This is a genomic window from Paratissierella segnis (assembly GCF_014385195.1).
Taxonomy (GTDB): Bacteria; Bacillota; Clostridia; order Tissierellales; family Tissierellaceae; genus Paratissierella; species Paratissierella segnis.
The window spans coordinates 36,042-58,204 of record NZ_JACRTG010000020.1 but is presented as its reverse complement, the minus strand read 5'-3'; the positions used below and the strand labels follow the sequence as shown (position 1 = coordinate 58,204).

22 protein-coding genes and 1 pseudogene are annotated in these 22,163 nt (G+C 31.4%); 22 read left to right on the top strand and 1 reads right to left on the bottom strand.

What is annotated here, in order from left to right; all coding sequences use genetic code 11:
* Nucleotides 1–10 precede the first annotated feature (10 nt).
* The 6 genes and pseudogenes from mltG (at nt 11) to sigK (ending at nt 6,215) form a co-directional block, all read left to right on the top strand.
* Nucleotides 11–1,045: an endolytic transglycosylase MltG gene (gene mltG / locus H8707_RS09530; RefSeq protein WP_262429921.1), complete on the top strand. Its 1,035-nt coding sequence runs from the start codon at nt 11–13 to the stop codon at nt 1,043–1,045.
* 69 nt (nt 1,046–1,114) lie between these two features.
* Nucleotides 1,115–1,762, top strand: a complete 648-nt coding sequence (locus H8707_RS09525) for an O-methyltransferase (RefSeq protein ID WP_262429920.1) — start codon at nt 1,115–1,117, stop codon at nt 1,760–1,762.
* A gap of 6 nt (nt 1,763–1,768) precedes the next feature.
* A complete protein-coding gene (locus tag H8707_RS09520; RefSeq protein WP_262429919.1) occupies nt 1,769–2,998 on the top strand; it encodes a peptidase U32 family protein in 1,230 nt (409 codons plus the stop codon).
* A gap of 4 nt (nt 2,999–3,002) precedes the next feature.
* Nucleotides 3,003–3,624, top strand: a pseudogene (udk, locus tag H8707_RS09515) (uridine kinase).
* 164 nt (nt 3,625–3,788) lie between these two features.
* The gene (locus H8707_RS09510) at nt 3,789–5,441 is read left to right on the top strand and encodes a peptidoglycan D,D-transpeptidase FtsI family protein (RefSeq protein WP_262429918.1); all 1,653 of its coding nucleotides are present in this window, start codon (nt 3,789–3,791) and stop codon (nt 5,439–5,441) included.
* 48 nt (nt 5,442–5,489) lie between these two features.
* Entirely contained in the window at nt 5,490–6,215 is a 726-nt protein-coding gene (sigK, locus tag H8707_RS09505) for an RNA polymerase sporulation sigma factor SigK (RefSeq protein WP_262429917.1), read from the top strand.
* Between the two features lie 13 nt (nt 6,216–6,228).
* On the opposite strand, the gene H8707_RS09500 is transcribed toward sigK, so the two are convergent.
* Nucleotides 6,229–6,966, bottom strand: coding sequence for a YhcN/YlaJ family sporulation lipoprotein (locus H8707_RS09500; protein WP_262429916.1), 738 nt, complete (start codon nt 6,964–6,966; stop codon nt 6,229–6,231).
* A 288-nt stretch (nt 6,967–7,254) separates the two neighbouring features.
* On the opposite strand from H8707_RS09500, the gene H8707_RS09495 reads away from it, so the two are divergent.
* The 16 genes from H8707_RS09495 (at nt 7,255) to spoIIIAA (ending at nt 22,161) form a co-directional block, all read left to right on the top strand.
* Nucleotides 7,255–8,754 (top strand): GspE/PulE family protein, encoded by a 1,500-nt coding sequence (locus H8707_RS09495; RefSeq protein WP_262429915.1) that lies wholly within the window; start codon nt 7,255–7,257, stop codon nt 8,752–8,754.
* A gap of 13 nt (nt 8,755–8,767) precedes the next feature.
* Nucleotides 8,768–9,820, top strand: coding sequence for a type IV pilus twitching motility protein PilT (locus H8707_RS09490; protein ID WP_262429914.1), 1,053 nt, complete (start codon nt 8,768–8,770; stop codon nt 9,818–9,820).
* Between the two features lie 10 nt (nt 9,821–9,830).
* On the top strand, nt 9,831–11,030 hold the full coding sequence (locus H8707_RS09485) for a type II secretion system F family protein (RefSeq protein WP_262429913.1): 1,200 nt from the start codon (nt 9,831–9,833) through the stop codon (nt 11,028–11,030).
* A gap of 65 nt (nt 11,031–11,095) precedes the next feature.
* On the top strand, nt 11,096–11,539 hold the full coding sequence (locus H8707_RS09480; protein ID WP_262429912.1) for a type II secretion system protein: 444 nt from the start codon (nt 11,096–11,098) through the stop codon (nt 11,537–11,539).
* A 283-nt stretch (nt 11,540–11,822) separates the two neighbouring features.
* Nucleotides 11,823–12,578, top strand: a complete 756-nt coding sequence (locus H8707_RS09475) for a prepilin peptidase (RefSeq protein ID WP_262429911.1) — start codon at nt 11,823–11,825, stop codon at nt 12,576–12,578.
* 74 nt (nt 12,579–12,652) lie between these two features.
* The gene (gene pilM / locus H8707_RS09470) at nt 12,653–13,714 is read left to right on the top strand and encodes a pilus assembly protein PilM (protein ID WP_262429910.1); all 1,062 of its coding nucleotides are present in this window, start codon (nt 12,653–12,655) and stop codon (nt 13,712–13,714) included.
* Nucleotides 13,711–14,283 carry a PilN domain-containing protein gene (locus tag H8707_RS09465; RefSeq protein ID WP_262429909.1) on the top strand — a complete coding sequence of 191 codons (573 nt, stop codon included), beginning with the start codon at nt 13,711–13,713 and terminating at the stop codon, nt 14,281–14,283. Before pilM ends, H8707_RS09465 begins: the two co-directional genes overlap by 4 nt.
* Nucleotides 14,258–15,679 (top strand): LysM peptidoglycan-binding domain-containing protein, encoded by a 1,422-nt coding sequence (locus H8707_RS09460; RefSeq protein ID WP_262429908.1) that lies wholly within the window; start codon nt 14,258–14,260, stop codon nt 15,677–15,679. The genes H8707_RS09465 and H8707_RS09460 overlap by 26 nt, the downstream gene beginning before the upstream one ends.
* Nucleotides 15,676–17,505, top strand: a complete 1,830-nt coding sequence (locus H8707_RS09455; RefSeq protein WP_262429907.1) for an S-layer homology domain-containing protein — start codon at nt 15,676–15,678, stop codon at nt 17,503–17,505. Before H8707_RS09460 ends, H8707_RS09455 begins: the two co-directional genes overlap by 4 nt.
* Nucleotides 17,489–17,950 carry a type II secretion system protein gene (locus tag H8707_RS09450; protein WP_262429906.1) on the top strand — a complete coding sequence of 154 codons (462 nt, stop codon included), beginning with the start codon at nt 17,489–17,491 and terminating at the stop codon, nt 17,948–17,950. The genes H8707_RS09455 and H8707_RS09450 overlap by 17 nt, the downstream gene beginning before the upstream one ends.
* Nucleotides 17,951–17,958: 8 nt before the next feature.
* Complete coding sequence (locus tag H8707_RS09445; RefSeq protein ID WP_262429905.1) at nt 17,959–18,357, top strand: hypothetical protein; 399 nt, start codon at nt 17,959–17,961, stop codon at nt 18,355–18,357.
* A complete protein-coding gene (locus tag H8707_RS09440; protein ID WP_262429904.1) occupies nt 18,323–18,895 on the top strand; it encodes a PulJ/GspJ family protein in 573 nt (190 codons plus the stop codon). Before H8707_RS09445 ends, H8707_RS09440 begins: the two co-directional genes overlap by 35 nt.
* Nucleotides 18,885–19,892, top strand: coding sequence for a hypothetical protein (locus tag H8707_RS09435; protein WP_262429903.1), 1,008 nt, complete (start codon nt 18,885–18,887; stop codon nt 19,890–19,892). Before H8707_RS09440 ends, H8707_RS09435 begins: the two co-directional genes overlap by 11 nt.
* A gap of 272 nt (nt 19,893–20,164) precedes the next feature.
* Nucleotides 20,165–20,722 (top strand): elongation factor P, encoded by a 558-nt coding sequence (gene efp, locus H8707_RS09430; RefSeq protein ID WP_262429902.1) that lies wholly within the window; start codon nt 20,165–20,167, stop codon nt 20,720–20,722.
* Nucleotides 20,723–20,746: 24 nt separating this feature from the next.
* Nucleotides 20,747–21,079: a CD1247 N-terminal domain-containing protein gene (locus H8707_RS09425; RefSeq protein ID WP_262429901.1), complete on the top strand. Its 333-nt coding sequence runs from the start codon at nt 20,747–20,749 to the stop codon at nt 21,077–21,079.
* A 101-nt stretch (nt 21,080–21,180) separates the two neighbouring features.
* Nucleotides 21,181–22,161 carry a stage III sporulation protein AA gene (gene spoIIIAA / locus H8707_RS09420; protein ID WP_262429900.1) on the top strand — a complete coding sequence of 327 codons (981 nt, stop codon included), beginning with the start codon at nt 21,181–21,183 and terminating at the stop codon, nt 22,159–22,161.
* Nucleotides 22,162–22,163 lie beyond the last annotated feature (2 nt).

Here is a 22,163-nt window from a genome sequence, read left to right as displayed (position 1 = left end):
GTGAGATAGAATGGAAATGATTAAAAAAAAGAAGAAAATTTCATTTATATTAATTATAATTATTTTGATATCTTTGGCAATATATTCTTGGAGAAGCCATTATAAAAGCAGTCTTGAACCTATGACAACGGATGATTCCAATGAAATAGTCATTGATATACCTCAAGGGAGTTCAATCAATAAGATATCTGATTTGCTATACGAGAATGGATTGATTAAAAGCAAATTTGTTTTTAAACTCCAGGCGAGATCCTCAAATGTGGCTAGCAAATTAAAAGCTGGACAATATGAATTAAATACCAATATGGATTTAAATACAATAATTGAGCATCTGACAAAGGGAGGTAAATCCGGAGATACTATTAGATTTACTATTCCAGAAGGATATGAGCTTGTTCAGATTGCTGATAAGCTATCTGAAGAGGGATTTGTAAATAAGGATAAATTTATTGAATTAACAAGCAATAAGGATAATTTTGAGGATAGATATGAATTTTTAAAGGAATTAGATGAAGGACAAAGCTTAGAGGGATATTTATTTCCATCAACTTATGAAATATATAAGGATGCAAAGGAAGAAGATATTGTATCAAAAATGTTAGATGAATTTGACAAGGTCTACAAAAAGGATATTATGAATAAATTGGATGAATTGGATATTTCACTTAATGAAGCGGTTACACTAGCTTCAATTGTTGAAAGAGAAGCAAAAGTAGATAGTGAAAGACCACTAGTATCTGCAGTATTTCACAATAGACTGGATAAGGGGATGATGTTGCAATCCTGTGCAACTGTACAATATATATTGGGCGAGAGAAAAGAAAATTTATCTACTGCAGAAACTCAAACACCTTCACCTTATAACACATATATTAATAAAGGCTTACCACCTGGACCTATAGCATCTCCCGGGGAGAAGTCTTTAATTGCAGCGGTAAATCCGGCAGATGTTGATTATTTATTCTTTGTTTTAACTGGTCCCGATGGAACTCATACATTTACAACAAACTATGAGGACCACATGAATGCCAAACCAAAAAAATAATAGGTGGAAACACCTATTATTTTGTGTTGACTATTATTTTAATAGCAATTAATCAAAAAGGATGATAAAATGAGCAATATTAATGAAGAATATATTGAAGAATACATAAGAAGCATAATACCTGATAACAATGAACATTTAAAGGAATTAGAAATATATGCTAAGGAAAATCATATTCCTATAATCGAACCGGAAGTTGCACAATTACTTAAGGTAATATTAAAATCTAAAAAACCTCAAAAAATTCTCGAAGTGGGTACAGCAATTGGATATTCTGCGTTGATTATGGCTGAAGCAACAGGTGGTAAATCCTCTATACATACTATAGAACGCAACGAAAATATGATTAAATTGGCGGAAGAAAACATCTCCATAAGTCCCTATGGAGATAGAATAAAAATCATAGAAGGGGAGGCAGAAGAAATACTCTCAAATTTAGATTACATCTATGATTTTATATTTTTGGATGCAGCCAAAGGACAGTATTTAGAATTTTTCAATCTTTCGATTAAACTGTTAAAACCGGGAGGACTTTTAGTTTGTGATAATGTGTTGTTTAGGGGAATGGTGGCTACGGATTCCTTAGTTGTAAGGAGGAAAAAGACTATTGTTAAGAGATTAAGGAGTTTCTTAAAATATATAAATGATATTGAAGGCTATACATCCTGTATTATGCCATTAGGCGATGGTGTAGCCATTATATATAAGGAGAGCTGATTAAAAATGGAAAGAGTTGAGTTATTAGCGCCGGCAGGAGACTTAGAAAAGCTTAAGATGGCTGTTGTATATGGTGCAGATGCAATATATTTGGGGGGAGAGGCTTTTGGGCTTAGAAAAGCTTCTAAAAATTTTACACTTAGCGATATAGAAGAAGGTGTAAAATTTGCTCATGAAAGGGGCAGGAAAGTTTATATTACTTTAAATATAGTACCCCACAATGAAGATTTAGAAGGGTTAGAGGATTATGTAACAAGTTTAAATAATATAAATATTGATGCAGTAATAGTGTCAGATCCCGGAATGTTTTCGATTATAAGGAGAACAGTTCCAGATATGCCAATACATATAAGTACCCAAGCCAGTGTTACAAACTATGAAACCATTATGTTTTGGTATAATCTCGGCGTAAGGAGAGTTGTTTTAGCAAGGGAATTGTCCTTAGCAGAAATTGAAGAAATAAAAAAGAAGGTTCCCGAAGATTTAACAATAGAGGCATTTGTGCATGGAGCTATGTGCATGTCATATTCAGGAAGATGTTTATTAAGCAACTATATGACTGGTAGAGATGCAAACAGAGGCGATTGTGCTCATCCATGCAGGTACAAATATTATGTTGTAGAGGAAAAAAGACCGGGAGAATACTTTCCGGTGGAAGAACATAAAGATGGCACATTTATTTTCAATTCAAAAGATCTTTGTATGATAGAACACATTCCCGAACTAATAAAAGCAGGAATCAACAGCTTTAAAATAGAAGGGAGAGTGAAATCATCCTATTATGTATCCACTGTGATTAGGTCATATAAGATGGCAATAGACGAATATTATAAGGATCCGGAAGAATATAGATATGATAAAAAATGGATTGAGGAAATTAAGAAGGTAAGCTATAGGGATTTTACTACCGGATTTTATTATGGAAAACCGGATCAGGAATCTTTAAATTATGAAACAAGTTCGTATATTAGAGGATATGATTTTGTTGGCATGATTTTAGATTATGACAAGGAAAATAAAATTGCAACCATAGAGCAAAGAAATAGAATTTTTGTTGGAGATGAGATAGAAATATTTGGTCCGAATATAAATCATTTCACCCAAAAAATCGAAAATATGTGGGATGATGAGGGAAATAAAATAGATGTGGCGCCCCATCCGCAACAGATTGTAAAAATGAAAATGAAAGAAGACGTAGAGAAATTTTACCTAATAAGAAAAGAAAGAGGGGAATAAGTACATGAAGAGCCCAATTATTATTGGAATAGCTGGTGGGACAGGCTCAGGCAAATCTACAGTTACTAAAGAGATTTTAAAGGAGATAACAGAAAAAAATGTAGCTATAATTGAACAGGATTCATATTATAAAGATCAAAGCAATATATCATTTGAAGAAAGGGTCAAAACCAATTATGATCATCCCTTTGCTTTTGACAATGAATTACTGATTAAACATCTTAAGGATTTAATAAATTGTAAAGCAATTGAGAAACCCATTTATGACTTTGAGATTCACAATAGAAAATCAGAAACAGAAAAGGTTGAGCCTAAAGACATTATTATTTTAGAGGGAATATTAATCCTATTTGAAGAAGAAATCCGAAACTTATTAGATATAAAGATATTTGTAGATACGGACTCAGATGTCAGAGTAATAAGAAGAATACTTCGTTGATATAAAAGATAGAGGAAGAACTTTAGATTCAGTTATATTACAATATATGAGCACAGTACGACCTGCTCATTTACAATTTGTTGAACCCACAAAACGATATGCAGATATAATAATTCCAGAGGGCGGCTATAACAAAGTAGCTATAGATATAATAGTTGCAAAGATAAATGCAATAATAGGTAAATAGAACACAAAATGTAATTTAAGTGCAGTTACCCAAAAGTTGCTTAATGAATCTGCTTCAAATCCATAAATGTGATAGTAGTTCTTCATTCAATTGTGAATTGTGAATTGTGAATTGAACGTATATATTCCCCATGGGGTGCTAATACTAACTTATGGGGGTTTTTTATGGAAAATTTTGATAATAAAAAGATTTTAAAAAAGAGGCTGCTTATATTTGGAAGTTTAGCTACTATATTTTTTTTTATTTTAGGTTTTAGGCTGTATTTCATACAAATATATAAAAACCCGATCTATTCAGAAGAGGCACTAAAACAAAGGGGTAAAGAGATCTCTCTTTATCCTAAAAGAGGGATCATTTATGACAGAAATCTTACACCATTTACCAATATTAAAAACACACAAAATATAATATTATCTAATAAAATATTAAAGAATAACAAACATATGCTTGACATAGTCTTAGAGCATAGTACATTGAGCAGATATGAAATTTTAAACCTATTAAATCTTGATGATGAAATCATTAAAATTCCATTAAAGGATAATATTAGGATAGACAACAAACCTGAAGATGTATTTGTAGTTGATGTTGTAGAGAGGTATACAGACAAAAATATTTTATCCCACGTAATCGGCTATGTAAATAAGAAGGATAACTATGGAGAATCAGGGATTGAAAAGGTATTTGATGAGTTTCTTAAAAATAGTGAGAAACGGTCATTTTTTGTAGAATTTGATAAAGATCGCTCTATGATATTGGGAGGTTCCGAATTTGTAAATGAGATTACCGATTCAATGGATCCTACAGGTGTAAAACTTACTATTGATTATAGAATACAGGAAAGTGTGGAAAAGATTTTAGATGAAAATAATATAAATGGAGCTGCCATTGTTGTAGAAGTTGATACCGGCAAAATCATGGCATTAGCATCCAGACCCAATTATGATCAGGAAAATATCGAATATTATTTAGATACTAAAGATATGGCATTATACAATAAGGCAATCCAAGTTGGATATCCGCCAGGTTCTATTTTTAAGACTGTAGTATTATTAACAGCTATTGAGGAAGATTTATTGGGCAAAGAATACCATTGTAAGGGCTATGAAGATATTAAAAACGTACGGATAAAGTGCACAAGTGTGCATGGCGATATAAGCTTAAAAGAGGGATTTGAAAAATCTTGTAATTCGGTTTTCATACAATTGGGAAAAGAATTGGGTGGGAAAAAAATTATTGAAATGGCTGAAAGGTTAAATTTTGGTTCAAAGATAAATATAGGTTTATTAGAAGAAATAAGCGGAAATCTACCCAAAGGGAATGATCTCTTAGGTCCGGCTATAGGGAACATATCAATCGGTCAGGGGAAAATTGAAGTTACTCCTTTACAAATAGCCAATTTAATGACTATTATAGCCAACAGAGGATTGCAAAAACATTTAACTTTGATTGAAGGTATAACAAATAAAGACGGTATAATTATTAAGGAATATAATAGAGAAGATGATAAAAGGGTTCTTTCTGAGTCTTCAAGCGAATTAGCTATGGAATACTTAAATAGTGTCGTTGAAAACGGAACAGGAAAGGATCTTGATTTATATGAAGTTGGTGGTAGCGGAGGAAAAACGGGTTCTGCCGAAGCAATTATGAATAAAAATAGTACAATACACGGATGGTTTGCCGGATATTTTCCAAAAGACAATTCCAAATATGTCATAACAGTTCTTGTAGAAGGGGGACATTCAGGTTCCAAATCCGCAGCACCAATTTTTGAAAAAATAGCGAAGGAAATCAATAAAATATATCCTGTGTACTAGCACAAGAAATTACCTCCAATCATATACTTAATCATTGGGGGTAAATTTATGGATAAATTGTTTATTCTTATATTAAATTTATTTTTAAGACCATTTGTTATACTTTGCGGATATATGATAAATTCAAATTCCTTTCCAAAGCCTTTAGAAAAAGAGGAAGAAGAGAAATATTTAGAGGCTTACCATGAGGGTTCGGAGGAAGCTAAAAAAATCCTTATAGAAAGAAATTTAAGATTAGTTGCTCATATAGTAAAAAAGTATAATAATACGGGAAAAGATTTAGATGATTTGATCTCAATCGGCACGATTGGACTTATTAAGGCAATTTCAACATTTGATCCTGGTAAGGGTACAAGGCTTGCAACATATGCGGCACGATGTATCGAAAATGAAATTTTAATGACTATTAGATCATCAAAAAAATTAAAAATCGAATTATCATTACATGAACCCATTGGAACGGACAAAGAAGGAAACGAAATAAACCTTCTCGATATATTGGGATCGGACGTGGATCAAATATTGGATGAAGTAGAACTTAGAATTCAAACCAAAAAACTATATAGAGCGATAAATGAAGTCTTAAAACCTCGTGAAAAAGTTATAATTGAATTAAGATACGGACTAATAGATGGAGATTTAAAAACTCAACGAGAAATAGCAGCAATCCTTGGGATTTCCAGATCATATGTATCAAGAATTGAATCAAGAGCAATTGAAAAACTTAATAAAGCAATGTGTAAAATCGAAGATGTAAAAGAGACTCATAATTAGAGTCTCCTTTATGTTATCTAGTAATATTGTTTGTATTGGGCGTTATACTTCTCATAAGGTCTTCAAAATCATTTTTAATGGTATTTGTTACATTTCCATTTGTCATTCCATTTGACATATTTTGAATCCTTGTAAATAGATTAGGATCGGTAGTTATTGAAACATTATTTATATTGCTATTAGTATCTCTAATCATGGTTTCAATTCTTTGTCTTAATGATGCACCTAAACTTTGATTGTTGCTCAATTTTAGACCAACGACTGCATTATTATTATGAGTTGCAACAGAGCAGCTGGATACTTCAGGTAATGTAGTAATTTTTCTTGCTAATTCATTAGCATTTATATTCATATTACCTGAATTAGTCGATAGATTATTATTTACTCCATTGTTGTCTAATCCAGTGTTATACCCATCATTTAATCCTGCGTTTAATCTATTGCCGTATAATCCATCATTTACTCCATTGTTAAATCCATCGTTGAAGCCGTTGTTAAGTCCTAAATTAGTGTTATTTCTATAAAGCACTTTATCTTGACCTGTTAAATTACGGTCTTGATTTGTGCCATCTGGCCAAGCACCATTTCCTGATGGTGTATTTGTACCTGTATTGTTAAATAAACCACCGTTGCCATTTCTAGTTTGGGTACCAAGTCTTGTATTATACCCAGTATCGTTTGGTTGGCAGCCAGAAATTGCGATAAGGATCATTAAACCTAAAGCTATTAACATTATTTTTTTTGTTTTCAAATATTCCACCTCCTAATGATAGTTTTACACTTAAGGTTAAATTTATTAAGGCTAAGTTTTTGTTCTTTTGCATAAACTATCCATTTAATATCTTAATAGATATTATCATAGTTGATATGGCGAATTATGTTAACGAAAAGTTCTATCAAATTAAAGGAATTATAGAACTTTCCTATTCGTTATAAAAATAAAATTAAATATTTGAAAAATATGTAATAAAAAGAAGGGATTTTTGACATTTATGTCGAATATTACCAGATAATTTAAGTTTTTTAAGAGGATGATATAATGAAAAGGGTTGATTTAGATAAATACGATATCAATCAAGAAGCTGTTATTTCGATACCTGAAAATATAGCAAGAAAGTATAAACTTGTAGGTATAGATATTAAAGATAATGTTTTAATAGTTGCTATGGTTGACCCATTAAATATTTTTGCAAAAGATGATGTAAAATTATTTACCAAGATGGATATAGAACCTATGATGGCAACTGCGGAAGAAATAAATAAGATAATTGACAAATTTTATAGCGGTGTTAGTACAAAAAAGGTCTTGGAAGAATTTTCAGAATCTGAGATCGGATTTATAGATAATGGCGATATAGAAGAGGAAGAAGTATCGGAAGTAGCTACTGCACCGATTGTAAGGCTCATAAACTCCATAATCGAACAAGCAGTACGAACTCGCGCTTCTGATATTCATATAGAGCCATATCAAGATGAAATTAGGGTTAGATTTCGCATTGATGGTGATTTAAGAGAAATCATGACTCTTCCAAGAGCAAATCTTTCAGCTATTGTTACTAGAATAAAAATCATAGGGAAAATGGATATTGCGGAAAAAAGAATTCCTCAAGATGGAAGAATAGAAAGTAAAATTGGGGATAAAGAAATAGATATGAGGATTTCTTCATTGCCTACAGTTTATGGGGAAAAAATGGTTATAAGGCTTTTAGACAAAAGCAATTTCAATTTTTCAAAGGAAGGTTTGGGCTTAAGTAAAAAAAATTTGTCGATTTTTAATAATATTCTTTCCCAACCTTATGGCATGATATTGGCAACAGGTCCTACCGGTAGTGGAAAGACTACAACACTTTATACGGTGTTAAAGGAATTGAATGTAACAGAAAAAAATGTCATCACAGTTGAAGATCCTGTAGAATATAAATTGAATGGCGTAAATCAGGTAAATGTAAATAAAAAAACCGGATTAACTTTTGCAACAGGTCTCAGATCCATCTTAAGACAAGATCCGGATATTATTATGGTTGGAGAAATAAGGGATAATGAAACCGCTGAGATAGCTGTGAGGGCTGCTATTACAGGTCATTTGGTATTATCTACTCTTCATACCAATGACAGTCCTTCAACCATTGCAAGGTTAATAGATATGGGTATAGAGCCGTATTTAGTATCTTCAGCTGTAATAGGCGTAGTATCTCAGAGACTGGTGAAAGTGCTTTGTGATAAATGTAAAATGCCATATGAGATTGATTATACGGAAAAGAGAATGTTGGGGATGCCGATAGATGAAAAAATAACATTATTTAGACCCACTGGATGTAATTCATGTAATCAAGGTTTTAGAGGCAGAACAGCTGTACATGAAATCATGCCTATTGATGAGAGCATCAGAAGATTGATAGATTCCAATGCTACAACTGATAACATTAGAGAAAAGGCAATAGAAGAGGGAATGACTACATTGTTTCAATCAGCATTGGATTTAGCACTGCAGGGAAAGACAACTTTTTCAGAAGTTATGAGAGTAGGATTTACTTTATGATAGGAGTGGTTTAATGGACTTAACAGAGATTGTAAATTTAGGTACTTCAATGAAAGCATCCGATATTCATTTAACAGTTGGTATTCCGCCTACTTTTAGGATATCCGGAGAGCTGGTGAATATAGGGGATAAGGCTTTATCAGCAAATGATACAAAGGAACTTACTATGCAAGCATTAAATGAAAAACAATTTAAGATATTAGAAGAGATAGGAGAGATAGATTTTTCATATTCGAATCCGGGAGTGGGTAGATATAGGGTCAATGTTTATAAGCAAAGAGGGAGCTTCGGCATGGCACTTAGGATAATACCTATTGAGGTACCTACTATGGAAAGTTTGGGATTGCCCCCGGTTATAAAAGATTTATCTAGATTGAAAAGAGGTCTAATTTTGGTTACAGGGCCTACAGGAAGCGGTAAATCAACTACATTGGCTTCAATTATTAATCAAATAAATAATGAGAGAAATTGTCATATATTAACTCTTGAAGATCCTATAGAATATCTTCATAAACACAATAAAGCCATTGTAAATCAAAGGGAGATAGGAAGTGATACCCAATCTTTTGCAAATGCATTGCGTGGCGCATTGAGAGAAGATCCGGATGTAATACTTGTCGGTGAAATGAGAGATTTAGAGACTATGAGTATTGCAATTACTGCTGCTGAAACAGGGCATCTGGTTTTATCCACTCTGCATACATTAGGGGCTGCTAAAACAATTGATAGAATAATAGATGTATTTCCGCCCCATCAGCAGCAACAGATAAGAATCCAACTTTCTTCGGTAATACAAGCAATTATTTCTCAACAGCTCTTAATAAATTATGAAGGTAATGGTAGAGTTGCTGCATTTGAAATAATGGTAGCTACACAGGCAATTAGGAATCTAATTAGAGAAGATAAAATATATCAGATTGACACGGTAATTCAAACAGGTAGCAAATATAATATGCAAACTATGGATTCCTATTTGATAGATTTATACAAAAAAGGGTTCATAAGGAAAGAGACAGTATTGATGCAAGCATTTAATCAGGAAGATATCAAGAAATATTTAATATAGAGGTAATATTATGGTATTTAAGTACAAGTCGGTAAGTCAAACTGGTCAAATCATTGAGGGATTTTTTGAAGCAAATGATGAATCAGATGTTGTCTCTATGATTAAGGATAAGAACCATATGCCATTGTTGGTAGAAAGAGATATCAAGGCAGATGCCAAGGTTGAGTTATTTACTCCAAAGGTCAAGAAAAAGGATTTGGCTGTATTTTGCAGACAATTTTACACTATGATAGATGCAGGATTGGGGATTGTCAAATGTTTGGATATATTAGCTGTTCAAGCAGAAAATAAAACCTTATGTAAAGCGATAATATTCATTAATGAGGATGTTCAAAAAGGTCTTGTGCTCTCAGAGGCCATGAAAAAACATAAAAATATATTTCCCACGATTTTGACCAGTATGGTGGAAGCCGGAGAAATAAGTGGGAATTTGGATACCATCATGGAGAGAATGGCTATACATTTTGAAAAAGAAAATAAATTGGAAAACAAAATAAAATCATCTCTTATTTATCCGATGATTCTTATCATAGTTTCTGTAGCAGTAGTTATTTTTATGCTTGTCTTTGTATTACCTACTTTTATTGGGATGTTTGAAAGCAGTGATTCTCCGCTGCCGGGACCTACTAGGATTATGTTGTCCTTAAGCGAATCCCTAAATACACATTGGTATATATACGGAGTTGTTTTATTAAGCCTAATTATCGGCACGCATGTTTATAAGAAGACCAATAGTGGCAAGAGATTTTTAGATAGTCTAAAATTAAAAATACCTATTATAAATACTACAACTTCTAAGATTATCACATCAAGGTTTACTCGCACTCTTTCAACACTTATATCCTCAGGCATACCTTTGATACAAGCCTTGGAAGTGGTGGGGAGAGTTGTAAACAATGTTGTTGTTGAGAAAGGGATAAATGATGGTATAGAGAATATAAGAAAAGGCATACCTCTTTCCAGGACTATCAAAGATATAGGTATTTTTCCTCCTATGGTGGATTCAATGATAAAAGTAGGGGAAGAATCAGGGGCATTGGATGATATATTATATAAAACTGCTGATTTTTATGATGAAGAAGTTGAGACGAACCTTCAAAGGCTGACAACTCTTATTGAGCCGATACTTATAGTAGGTATGGCATTGATTATAGGGTTTATTGTAATAGCAATGGCAATGCCTATGTTTGATGTGGTAAATACGATTTAGTAGAGGAACCTCCGGCTTTAATTGTGAATTGATCAGATGAGTATCGAAATAAGGGGGGAAATAAAGTGTTAACTTGGATTGACAAAAGAAGAAAAAGAAAGGGTTTCACGCTTATTGAACTTGTAGTGGTTATCGCAATACTTGGGATTTTAGCAGCTATGGCTGTGCCGAGAGTATCAGGAGCTAGAAAGAAAGCTGCAATAACTGCCCATAATGCAAATGTAACTATGCTAAAAAGTGCCGCTAATCTTGCTATAGCGGAAAATGGCAATCCGACAGATCCAATTACTTGGACAGCAGATGAGGATGGGAAACCTTCGGGTGGTGGGGATAGTCCATACAGTGCAACAAATTATTTTGATACATGGCCGTCTCCTCCAAAGGGAGTAAATTATGAAGAAGGTGAAATAAAATCCTATACAGTAACAATTGATAAAGAAGGTGAAATCACAGTAACACCTGATAAAATTTCAGATGATGAAACTGCTGATTTACCAGAGAATCCATAAAAAGGAGATTAATAGTATCTAAAAAGACATAAAATATAGCTAAATGTTCAGGCGGGAAAGCATAGCTTTCCCTGCCACAAAAATCGTAATCGTTTTGTTATCCGGAATTCTATCCTTAAAAACAAATCAATGTTAGAGATCTCCGATTTTAATGACTCGAAAAGATGACCTCAACAGCTCTTAGTTCTTAGTTCTTCACTCTTCACTATCTTTTCAATTGTGAACTGTGCATTGTGAATTGTGAATTGCCTTTTCAATTGTGAATTGTATTTAGGAGGTTTGCATGAAAATCTTAATCTTTATATATGGATTGATTATTGGGTCATTTTTAAATGTATGTATATATCGTATTCCTAGAAATGAAAGCATAGTTTATCCATCATCACACTGTCCTAAATGTGGTATAAACCTAAGGTGGTATGATAATATACCTTTGTTTTCATTTATAGCTCTTCGAGGTAAATGCAGATATTGTAAAGCTCCGATATCAAATCGATATCCAATCGTTGAATTTTTAAATGCAATTGTTTATTTAGCTTTTTTTTATTTTTACGGATTGTCATTAGATTTTATATTTTATACAATGGTGGCTTCAGTCTTAATTGCAATATCTTTTATTGATTTAAAAGAAATGATTATTCCTGATATTTTAGTGATTATTATATTTATACTGTCCGTTTTATATAAATTATTAAATTATTATATATATGACTCTTTTGAAATATTAGATAGTCTTGGAGGGTTGGTATTAGGGGGAGGAGTATTTTTAGTAATAGTTATATTGTCAAAAGGAGGTATGGGTGATGGAGATGTAATTCTTATATCTTCTTTAGGGTTTATTTTAGGGACTAAATACATTATATTCAATATGTTTTTATCCTTTATACTAGGTGCAATCATTTCACTGATTTTACTCATTACAGGAATAAAAACCAGTAAAGATCCAATTCCCTTTGGACCCTTTATTGTGTTAGCCTTTTTCTTCACCGTACTCTGGGGGGATAGCATAATGAGATGGTATTTCAAAACTTTCATTTAGAAGAGTAATTTTTTGTCCTAAAATTTATATTACAAACATTCTTAATGGATTGAGAAATAATGGGAGGGTTTATTTTGAGTTTAATCAGTACACAAAAAACCATATCAATTGACTTTAATTCAAATGAGGTTAGGATTGTTGAGGGAAAGTTTTCTAAAAAAGGAATACAAATCAACAGATATTGCTCCATTAGTATTCCGAACGGTATATATGAAGATGGAATCATAAACGACATAGAGCAATTGGGATACATCATTAGAAATGGATTACTTAGCAATGATATACCACTAGTTAATACACATGCAGTAATCAATTCATCTGAAATTGTTCTTAGAGAAGTTTTATTCCCAAAAGTTGATACAAATGATATTGAAAACCTTATAAAATATCAGCTGGGGGATTATATTCCAATTCAACCAGAGGATTATATAGTTAAATACATAAACATGGGCAGTCAATTGGATAATGGTGTAGAAAAGCTTAATTTACTGATTATTGGTGTACCTATCAATATGGTGGAAAGTCATCTTAAATTGTTGAAAAATATAGGTTTAAAACCTTCAGTACTGGACTACAAAGGAAATTCTATATGTAAACTTTTAAGCTTTTGCACTAATATAAACAATCAGCAATATACAGATAATACTATTGCCTTTTTAGATATAAATTATGATAATATTGGACTATCTATTTTCAAAGATGAAAATATAAAAGTATCAAGGGTTGTTGAGCATAATTTTTCTAAATTTCTAGATGAATCTAAGGATAAATTTGATTGTACATATGAACATATCTTTAGAAAGATTGAATCTTTTAATTATCTAGACGCCGATATTTCTCAATCCAATGATGATTATTATTTTATAAATGGAATTAAGAGAAACATCAACGATATTATGGATAATGTAGAAATGATTTTTAAATATTATAGAACCAGAGAGATTGGGAACAATATTGATTTGATATTATTGCATGGAGACTTGACTAAAATTGAAGGTATTGAAAAGATATTTTCCGAATATTTTAATAGGCCCAGTTATAAGTTAAAATCTTTAAATAAGCTTAAATTCGATGGAGATTTGTCATTATATGCTAATGCCGTTGGTGGTCTAATTCGCCTAGGGGTGAAAGCATGAGAGATTTAAATTTCTTTGAACCATATATTGAAAAGCGTTCTTTTAAATTTGATAAAGTCTTAATTTTATATATTTTGCTCTTTTTCACTATAATAGGTGTTGTAGCTTATAGTGTATATAATTATTTTACTATAAGGAAACTTGAATCGGATATAGACTATAGAACAGGAATTAGTCAAAATTCTAAAACCATCAAAAAAGTAAATGAAATTAAAATGCTGGAAGACGAATTGACTGTGTTCAGAGAAGAAGTCACGAAAATTAAGGGATTAGATGAAATAATAGAATCGAAGGACGTAATTGATGATGAACTTTTAAGGCTTGTGGAGAATAAAATGCCAGAAGATATGTTTTTGACTACGTTTAGCGTATACGACGGAGAAATACAAATTATCGGTATATCTAAGGATAAGTATGCAATAGCTGAATTTGCAAAGGGACTTTCATCAATAGAAGAATATAATGAAGTCTTTATATCAAATATAAGTCAAATTGAGGATTATTATAATTTCAATCTAAATATAGCTTTAAAGGATGTGAGTAATGGTGGAAATGAGCCTGAAGAGTAAAAAAATTCGTCCATTAACAAAAAATGAAAAATTCTTGCTTATTACTCTAGGTTTTATACTTATTCTATGGGGTTCCTTTAGATTCATCATTGCTCCGCAGAGAGAAAGGATATTTAGCTTAAAAAATGAGAAAATGGAATTGGATACTAAAATAACGGATATGAATAACACTTTAGAAAAGGGAAAAAAGATAAAGAAAGAAAATGATATATTGGATGTGGAAAGAGAGCAAATCCTTTCACGCTATTTTCCGATTTTAGATCAATCCCAGATTATTTATTTGCTTAATGATTTAATGAAAGATGATAGAGTGGCATTTAAAGACTATAATTTTGATAGACCTTCTATAGAGAATTTGGGGGATATGGAAGTTAAACAAATGGGAATTTCAATTCCATTTAGCGGTAGCTATGATGGAATTGTTGATGTTATCCGTTCAATAGGGACAAGCCCCAGGCGAATATTAGTTGATAATATTTCTATAGACAGAAAAGATGATAATGAAATAAGTGGAAATATGTATTTGAAAATCTATGGTTTAGAAGGACTTGCGGAGACAAACCCAAATATAATACAAGTAGCCACAGTTGATAATCTGGAGGAAGGATCCCTATTTGGATCATTTGAGGATTATGTTGAAATATCAAATGAAAGTTCTGAAGACACGGATGAGTTATATAGTCCAACATACAGTTTAACAGGAGATGAGAATTTAAAAAAGGTACAATTATTAACTGACTTTGAAAGTATAAATTATACCTTTATACCATCGAATGAATATATAAAAGGCGATGTAATTCCTTCAACCATAAGAAAATCGGGGAAATATTCATTGAGGTTTGAATACAACATCATAGCTCTTGGTGATGAAAATAGGGCATATATAGATTTGCTGGGCAATAATCTGGTATTTAAATATCCTCCTGAGACAATAAGCTTGTGGGTTAACTCTTTTGGGTATTCACCGGGAATTTTGGGCATGAGATTCAGAACTCAAGACGGTAAAAATATTGATGTGAGCATGTCAGAAGGAATATCATGGGTAGGATGGTCAAATATAAATGTAAGTCCACCACAGGATTTAAACCTATATCCTTTAGAATTAACGCATATTTATTATGAATTACCTTATAATCGTGATGATTATGGTGTTATGTTGATTGATAAATTAGAAGCCTTTTACCCGCATAATGAATACGAAAATGCAAATAATGACTTAGCATATGAGTTTTATATTGTTAAAGCCGGAGATACTGTGTCAGGCATTGCACAACATTTTTATGGTAGTAACAAATATAAAAATGAAATAATGGAAAATAATGGAATAGCCTCAGGGGAAGCATTGCCTGTTGGAAAAGTCCTTGTATTAGTAAAACACGAAGGGGTGAGTAGATGAAAAAGAAAATAGGAAAAGTCCTTATATTCTTTATAATTTTATTGTTGATTTCAAATTCACTAGTAGTCTATGCAGCAAAAAGAGATTATGATTTAGGATATGATACCGGTGAAGAACTGGCTAGAGAAAATAAGGGTAAAGGTGTTTCTGCAGAATCTGCTTGGAGAAAGCATTATTCATCCGATGATTATCCTATTGATTTAATAGAGGATGAATCATCATATCGCTCAGGATTTTTTGATGGGTATAGAGAGCATATATCTGAGGAGAAAACGGAATTAGATTTTCCATTTGAGTTAGGAAAGGCATTAGGGAGTATATATGGATACCGTGATTTTCAAAATGGTGTTAAAGCCAATTGGAAGAAAGCTCTGCCTAATGAAAGAACATTAAAAAGAATGTTTAATTTAAATATGGAAAGCAGAGAATATGTTGATGAATTCTTATCACAATTTACAACATTCTTTGAAGAATGGTACAAAAAGTCTTATGAGAAGGCTATAATTAAGCCTATATTGACTTCCTTAGAACAGGGAGTAGAAGATGGAGAAAAATTGGGAGCATTGTTCGGAGGAACCTTTGGGGTAAAGGGTTATTATGAAAATAGAGATAATGACTTTACAAGGAATTTGCCATCTGATAGAGATATTATTTCGGATTATTCATTAAGAAGCGATAATAAAGAGTACATGGATGGATTTTTATCCGGGTTTAAAGATGCTTATGAAATAGAGTACAATAAAGTATTCAGAGAGGCTAATATAAGTGAAACCGTAAGAGATGAAGGAGAGGCATATATTCATGGAAAGGAAGTCGGATTAATACAGGGAGAAATTATTGCAACAGAAGATTATCTAAAATATCTAAACAATGATTGGAAGAGATCTGTTCCTGATAATTTACAAATAATAGATGATTATAATTTAAGCTTACAAAGCTCTAATTATAGGGATGGATTTATTGCGGGATTTTTTGATGGATATTCAGAAGGTTATCAAGCGAAGTTTAAGAATTTTAGTCAAGAAAGTGCAATAAATAAAAGAATTTCAGCATTAATTCCAATAAAAGGCGGAAGTTTAAATAGTTTTGACAATGCCTTTGGAATTAGCATAACTAGCGGTACATATTTTAATCCTGTAACTGTAACTATTGATACCTTATATAATAATACCAAATTTAATTCTACTTATTTCACTAAGGCAAGTGAAAGCTATAATGTAAGTATATTAAATACATCTTCCAATATGGACGACAATAAATTGATTGAGATAATTTTTGAATATTATGGCGATAAGGTCAAGGGTGGAATTTACAGATATGTTGACAATAAATGGTTGTATCTTCCTTCGGTAATTGAAGAAGGCGTAATAAAAACCTATATAAGACCTATGAGCTTAAAAAATGACGGAATATTTAGCGTATTTGTAGATAAAAATGCCTCTGTGTTTCCGGATACAAGAGGTCATTGGGCGAGGGATGAAATAAATTCTTATATTAGGAGGGGATTTATTTATGGGTATGGAGATAAAACTTTTAAACCTGAAAATAATATCTCTAAAGTAGAATTCTTAACTATTTTAAGTAGAGTATATAACTGGGATTCAGTGGAATTTAAGGATTATTCCAATAACCCTATATCATACAGAGAAGTAGAAAAGATAATGAGGAATGTAGAAAATAATTACGGTTTTAAATGGAATGATATGGCTATAAAAATGCTGCATGAAAGATTAGTAAAATCGAACAGTTTTATTAATATGGATAATAAAATAACGAGAGCGGAAGTGGTATATATGCTCTATCATTTAAATGATGATAAATACTAATAGTCATAAGGGCTATACGATTATAGAATTGCTAGCCATATTAGCCATTTTTGCAATCATTCTTTCAATTGCAGCACCTAAGATAACTATCTTAAACAGGATAAAAGAGCAACAAGAATTAAGGGAATTTAGAAAGGACATTTTATATGCTAGAAATAGGGCAATAGTTGATAATAAGAGATACACAGTTTATCTAAATTACAATGACAACAGTTACATGATTAAATGTAATATCACAGTAAATAAATGGGAAACAGTTAAAAAATATAAATTTGAATACGGAATAGAATTGATAAAAAATTCCGAGCATAATAAAATATCATTTACAGGTTCAGGAACAGCAAGTGTTGCAGATTCATTTTATATAAAAGATAGTAAGGACAGGACCTATGTATTAACCGTTGCTGTTAATACTGGTAAAGTCACTATAAGATCAATAGATTGAGGTAGAATATGATCAAAAATGGATATATATTAATTGATGTAATAGTAGGATTTTTTTTATTAGGGTTGATTTCAGTAACCTGTTTTCCAATTATAGTTTCATCTTTTAATAATTTTAATAAGATAAAAGACAGATCAGAGATGATGTATCTTGGAGAGATGGTGGTAGAAAGGTTAAAGGCAGACAAGGATTTTTCAATGGAAGTAATACCTTTAATTGAAAAGTTCGATTCAATAGATTTAAATGATATACTTATAGAAAATGAAATAGATAGTGAAAGATATGATTGCATTTTATACAAAGTAAATTCTGAAGAAAAACTAATTGACTTAAGAGTGAATGTATCTTTAAAAGATCAGGAGAATGGTTTCAATGTGGACTTCAAAGCGTCAATACCTAAAGAATAATGGATTTACCTTGATTGAACTTTTATTATCCATAGGTATATCTTCTATTTTAGTTGTAAGTTTATTTTCTATGTTAACTTTTGCCATAAATTCTTCTGTTCTTGGAGAAACATATGACGAGATATTATTAAACGGAAGATATGGGATTGAATTTATAAAAGAAGAAATCAAGAAAGCTGATAAAATCATATCTGTTCACAATATAAGTGTAATAGAGAATAATCACCGTGATAATATGGGTTTTGTTATCATGCAAGAAAATACTACTGAAATGGGAAATGTAGAGTATAGATATATTGCATATTATCTTGGAGACAAAAGCATTAATAGAGTTGCCTATAATAAAAATGATCCATCCTATCCAAATAAAAAAGATATACCCGGATATAATATTGTATGCGATAATGTAATATCAATCGAGGATATAAATATAGATTTTGAAAGTGGTATCATAGATTTAAATATAGTTGTAGGAAATAATAATGCATATCACAGGTTTAGATCTACAATAGCGGTAAGGTGTCCCGTTGATTATTAAAGACGGACACATAAATAGTAAAAAAGGTTTTATGACGGTATTTGCTTTACTAATTATGAGCATAATTATGATATTTTCTACTTATTTAATTTATATTACAAAATTTCAAAGTCTAATTACAGTATCCTCAATAAATAAGGTTCAATCCTACTATCTAGCAGAATCAAAGATAAATAAAGTACTTTATGATGATAAGTATTATTTAAATCATATATATCCTGTTATTAAAAATAAATTACAGGATATGACTATTCCAAGTTATAGGATAGATTTGGACAGCTTTGATTTAGATGAAAATGATAAATATACTACTGTAACGATCGGTTTTACAAATTATAGCACAGCATATAAGAGAAATATATTCATAGAGTCAAAATCAATATACAATGGGATAGAAACATCTTTAAAAGCATATGGACCCTTGGTGAATGATCTATATGAACAGGGAATACCCGTCTTAGACAATAATACATGTCAGGAAATAGATGATTTGATAAATTATATAAGCAATAATATTTCCATAGACGAGCTTCCGTCAGGGCCAGATTTTAAAGTGCTGAGAACATTTGATAATGATAAAATAATTATTACTAATGATAAAAAAATAGAATTATATCGTAATAATATAAAAATAAAAGAAGATTTTATGAAGAAAAAAAATATTTTTATAATTGAAAATAAGCTAAACAGGTCAATTAATTTACAAATTGGGGATAAGAATAATGATGCAAAAATTGAGTTTGAAGGATTATTATATATTGACGGAGATTTATATATAAATTCCAATATAGATTTTAAGGGGATAGTAATAGTAAATGGAAATACATATCTAAATCCTGATATCATTAAAGAGTCCAAAATTGAAGGTATTGTATTGACCAATGGGACTATAGAGGATGGCCCCTCTATATTTTATAAAAGATCTTATATATATAGATATGGAGTCTATATTCCGGGATTTATACATCCTAGGTTAGAACTTTATAAAGAATTATAATAAGCTTGTAAAAGACAATATTAATTGAATAAAGTTTGAAAAAGGATATATTATCCTATATTTGGGAAAATATATATTAATTCTGAATCGTGAAATTGATAATTTTAACTTTATAAAGCTATCCGCTAAAATTTTATTATTTATAGTAAACTTAGAGCTTGTGGTAAATAATAGATATTGGTATAATAGGGTATACCTATTTGATTGGATTATTTATATTTACCAAAGAATTGAACAATATAAAGAGGGAAATAATGTAGGGAGGTAATAATTTGATTTCGGCAGGAGAGTTTAGAAAAGGCATTACCTTTGAAATGGATGGCGATGTGTTTCAAGTTATAGATTTTCAACATGTTAAACCAGGAAAAGGAGCAGCATTTGTAAGAACAAAAATAAAGAGCGTTTTATCAGGAGGAAGTAAGGAAGTTACTTTTAATCCTACTGAAAGATTTGAACTTGCAATCATTGAAACTAAGGAAATGCAATATCTTTATAGTGACGGAGAATTATACTATTTTATGGATGTGGAAACTTATGAGCAACTTCCTTTAGAAATTGAAGCAGTTGAAGAAGCGATAAAATACTTGAGGGAAAATGATATCGCTACTATAAGATTTTATAAAGGAAAGGCTTTTGAAGTATTGGCTCCAAATTTTGTAGAACTTGAAGTGACACATACTGAGCCGGGAATAAAAGGAGATACATCTTCCGGTGCAACAAAGCCTGCAACTGTTGAGACTGGTGTAACTCTAAATGTTCCTTTGTTCGTCAATATAGGTGATAAAATTCGGATAGATACTAGAACCGGAGAGTATATGTCCAGAGTATAATATATTTAAAAATGGAGGGGTAATATGGATTATTTATTTCAGAAGGTATCTTATTTACAAGGTTTAGCAGATGGGCTGGATGTAGATGAGTCTACAAAAGAAGGTAAACTATTAGTCAATATTATTGATACTCTGGAAGAATTTGCTGATGTTTTAGATGAATTACTTGATGAACATGCAGATTTAGAAGAGTATGTAAATTATATCGACGAAGATTTAGCAGATTTAGAAGATGAGATTTATGAGTATGATGATGAATATGATGATTATGACGACGATGATTTTGACTTTGATGAGTTTATGGAATGCTGTGATGATGAAGATTGTTGTTGTAATGCTGAAGAAGATGAAGAATAAAAATTATTTTAGTTGGTCTAAAGCCATTTGGCTTTAGACCAATTTTTTTGTAATAATTATATAGCTTGTTCATACAATTTATATTAAGGAGGACAGGTTATATGAAAGATGGAATAGATGCTTTTAATCTGGTATTAAGTAATTTTATTCCGGAAATACGATTACCCCTCTCAAAGATACCAAAAGATTATAAGGAGGGAGTAGAAGAAATCAGACTAAGGGTCAATTCGCCTTTAAATATATATTATTCCGGCAAGGATTATTTTGTTTCCGGCAAAGGAGAAGTGTCTCTTAATCCAAAAGAAGGGTTGCAAATCTCCTTAAATGCAATAGAGAAAATATTTCAATTGACTACCAATTATTCTATCTACGCACTTTCTGAAGAAATAAAGTATGGTTTTATCACAATTAGAGGGGGACATAGGGTTGGCATTGGCGGGAAAATTATCTATGGGAGTTCAGACATTGAAGGGATAAAAGATATATCTTCATTAAATTTTAGAATTGCTAGGCAAAAAATTGGAATATCAAATCATATTATCCCTAAGTTAATAGACAAAGATGGTAATTTTTATAATACTCTCATTATCTCACCGCCGCAATGCGGAAAAACAACATTGCTTAGAGATATTGTCAGAAATTTAAGCAATGGAGATTTCGAAAATAAATATAGAGGCTTTAAAATCGGAGTAGTAGATGAAAGATCAGAAATAGCAGGAATTTATAATGGTATTCCTCAAAAAGATGTTGGCATAAGAACGGATATCCTAGATGGTTGTTTAAAATCCCATGGAATTATGATGTTAATAAGAGCAATGTCACCAGAAATTATAGCAGTTGATGAAATAGGAAGTGCCCAAGATGCAAAAGCAATTGATGAAGCATTAAGAGCAGGTATAAAACTTATAGCAACAGTTCACGGGCGAAATATAGCAGATATTAGGATGAGGAATGGATTGAAAAATTTTTTTCAAGAAAAAATATTTAAAAGATATATCGTTTTAGATAACAGTCTAGGAGTTGGGACTATTAGGGCAATAATTGACGGAGAAACCTATCAAAATCTATGGAGAGGAAAATAATA

Coding starts and splice junctions, on each gene's coding strand:
- spoIIIAA (WP_262429900.1), top strand. CDS start 21,181: ATGAAAGATGGAATAGATGCTTTTAATCTGGTATTAAGTAATTTTATT.
- H8707_RS09450 (WP_262429906.1), top strand. CDS start 17,489: ATGATGATAAATACTAATAGTCATAAGGGCTATACGATTATAGAATTG.
- H8707_RS09485 (WP_262429913.1), top strand. CDS start 9,831: ATGGTATTTAAGTACAAGTCGGTAAGTCAAACTGGTCAAATCATTGAG.
- H8707_RS09455 (WP_262429907.1), top strand. CDS start 15,676: ATGAAAAAGAAAATAGGAAAAGTCCTTATATTCTTTATAATTTTATTG.
- H8707_RS09440 (WP_262429904.1), top strand. CDS start 18,323: ATGTGGACTTCAAAGCGTCAATACCTAAAGAATAATGGATTTACCTTG.
- H8707_RS09520 (WP_262429919.1), top strand. CDS start 1,769: ATGGAAAGAGTTGAGTTATTAGCGCCGGCAGGAGACTTAGAAAAGCTT.
- H8707_RS09465 (WP_262429909.1), top strand. CDS start 13,711: ATGAGAGATTTAAATTTCTTTGAACCATATATTGAAAAGCGTTCTTTT.
- H8707_RS09425 (WP_262429901.1), top strand. CDS start 20,747: ATGGATTATTTATTTCAGAAGGTATCTTATTTACAAGGTTTAGCAGAT.
- sigK (WP_262429917.1), top strand. CDS start 5,490: ATGGATAAATTGTTTATTCTTATATTAAATTTATTTTTAAGACCATTT.
- H8707_RS09510 (WP_262429918.1), top strand. CDS start 3,789: ATGGAAAATTTTGATAATAAAAAGATTTTAAAAAAGAGGCTGCTTATA.
- H8707_RS09495 (WP_262429915.1), top strand. CDS start 7,255: ATGAAAAGGGTTGATTTAGATAAATACGATATCAATCAAGAAGCTGTT.
- mltG (WP_262429921.1), top strand. CDS start 11: ATGGAAATGATTAAAAAAAAGAAGAAAATTTCATTTATATTAATTATA.
- H8707_RS09445 (WP_262429905.1), top strand. CDS start 17,959: ATGATCAAAAATGGATATATATTAATTGATGTAATAGTAGGATTTTTT.
- H8707_RS09475 (WP_262429911.1), top strand. CDS start 11,823: ATGAAAATCTTAATCTTTATATATGGATTGATTATTGGGTCATTTTTA.
- H8707_RS09490 (WP_262429914.1), top strand. CDS start 8,768: ATGGACTTAACAGAGATTGTAAATTTAGGTACTTCAATGAAAGCATCC.
- H8707_RS09525 (WP_262429920.1), top strand. CDS start 1,115: ATGAGCAATATTAATGAAGAATATATTGAAGAATACATAAGAAGCATA.
- H8707_RS09460 (WP_262429908.1), top strand. CDS start 14,258: ATGGTGGAAATGAGCCTGAAGAGTAAAAAAATTCGTCCATTAACAAAA.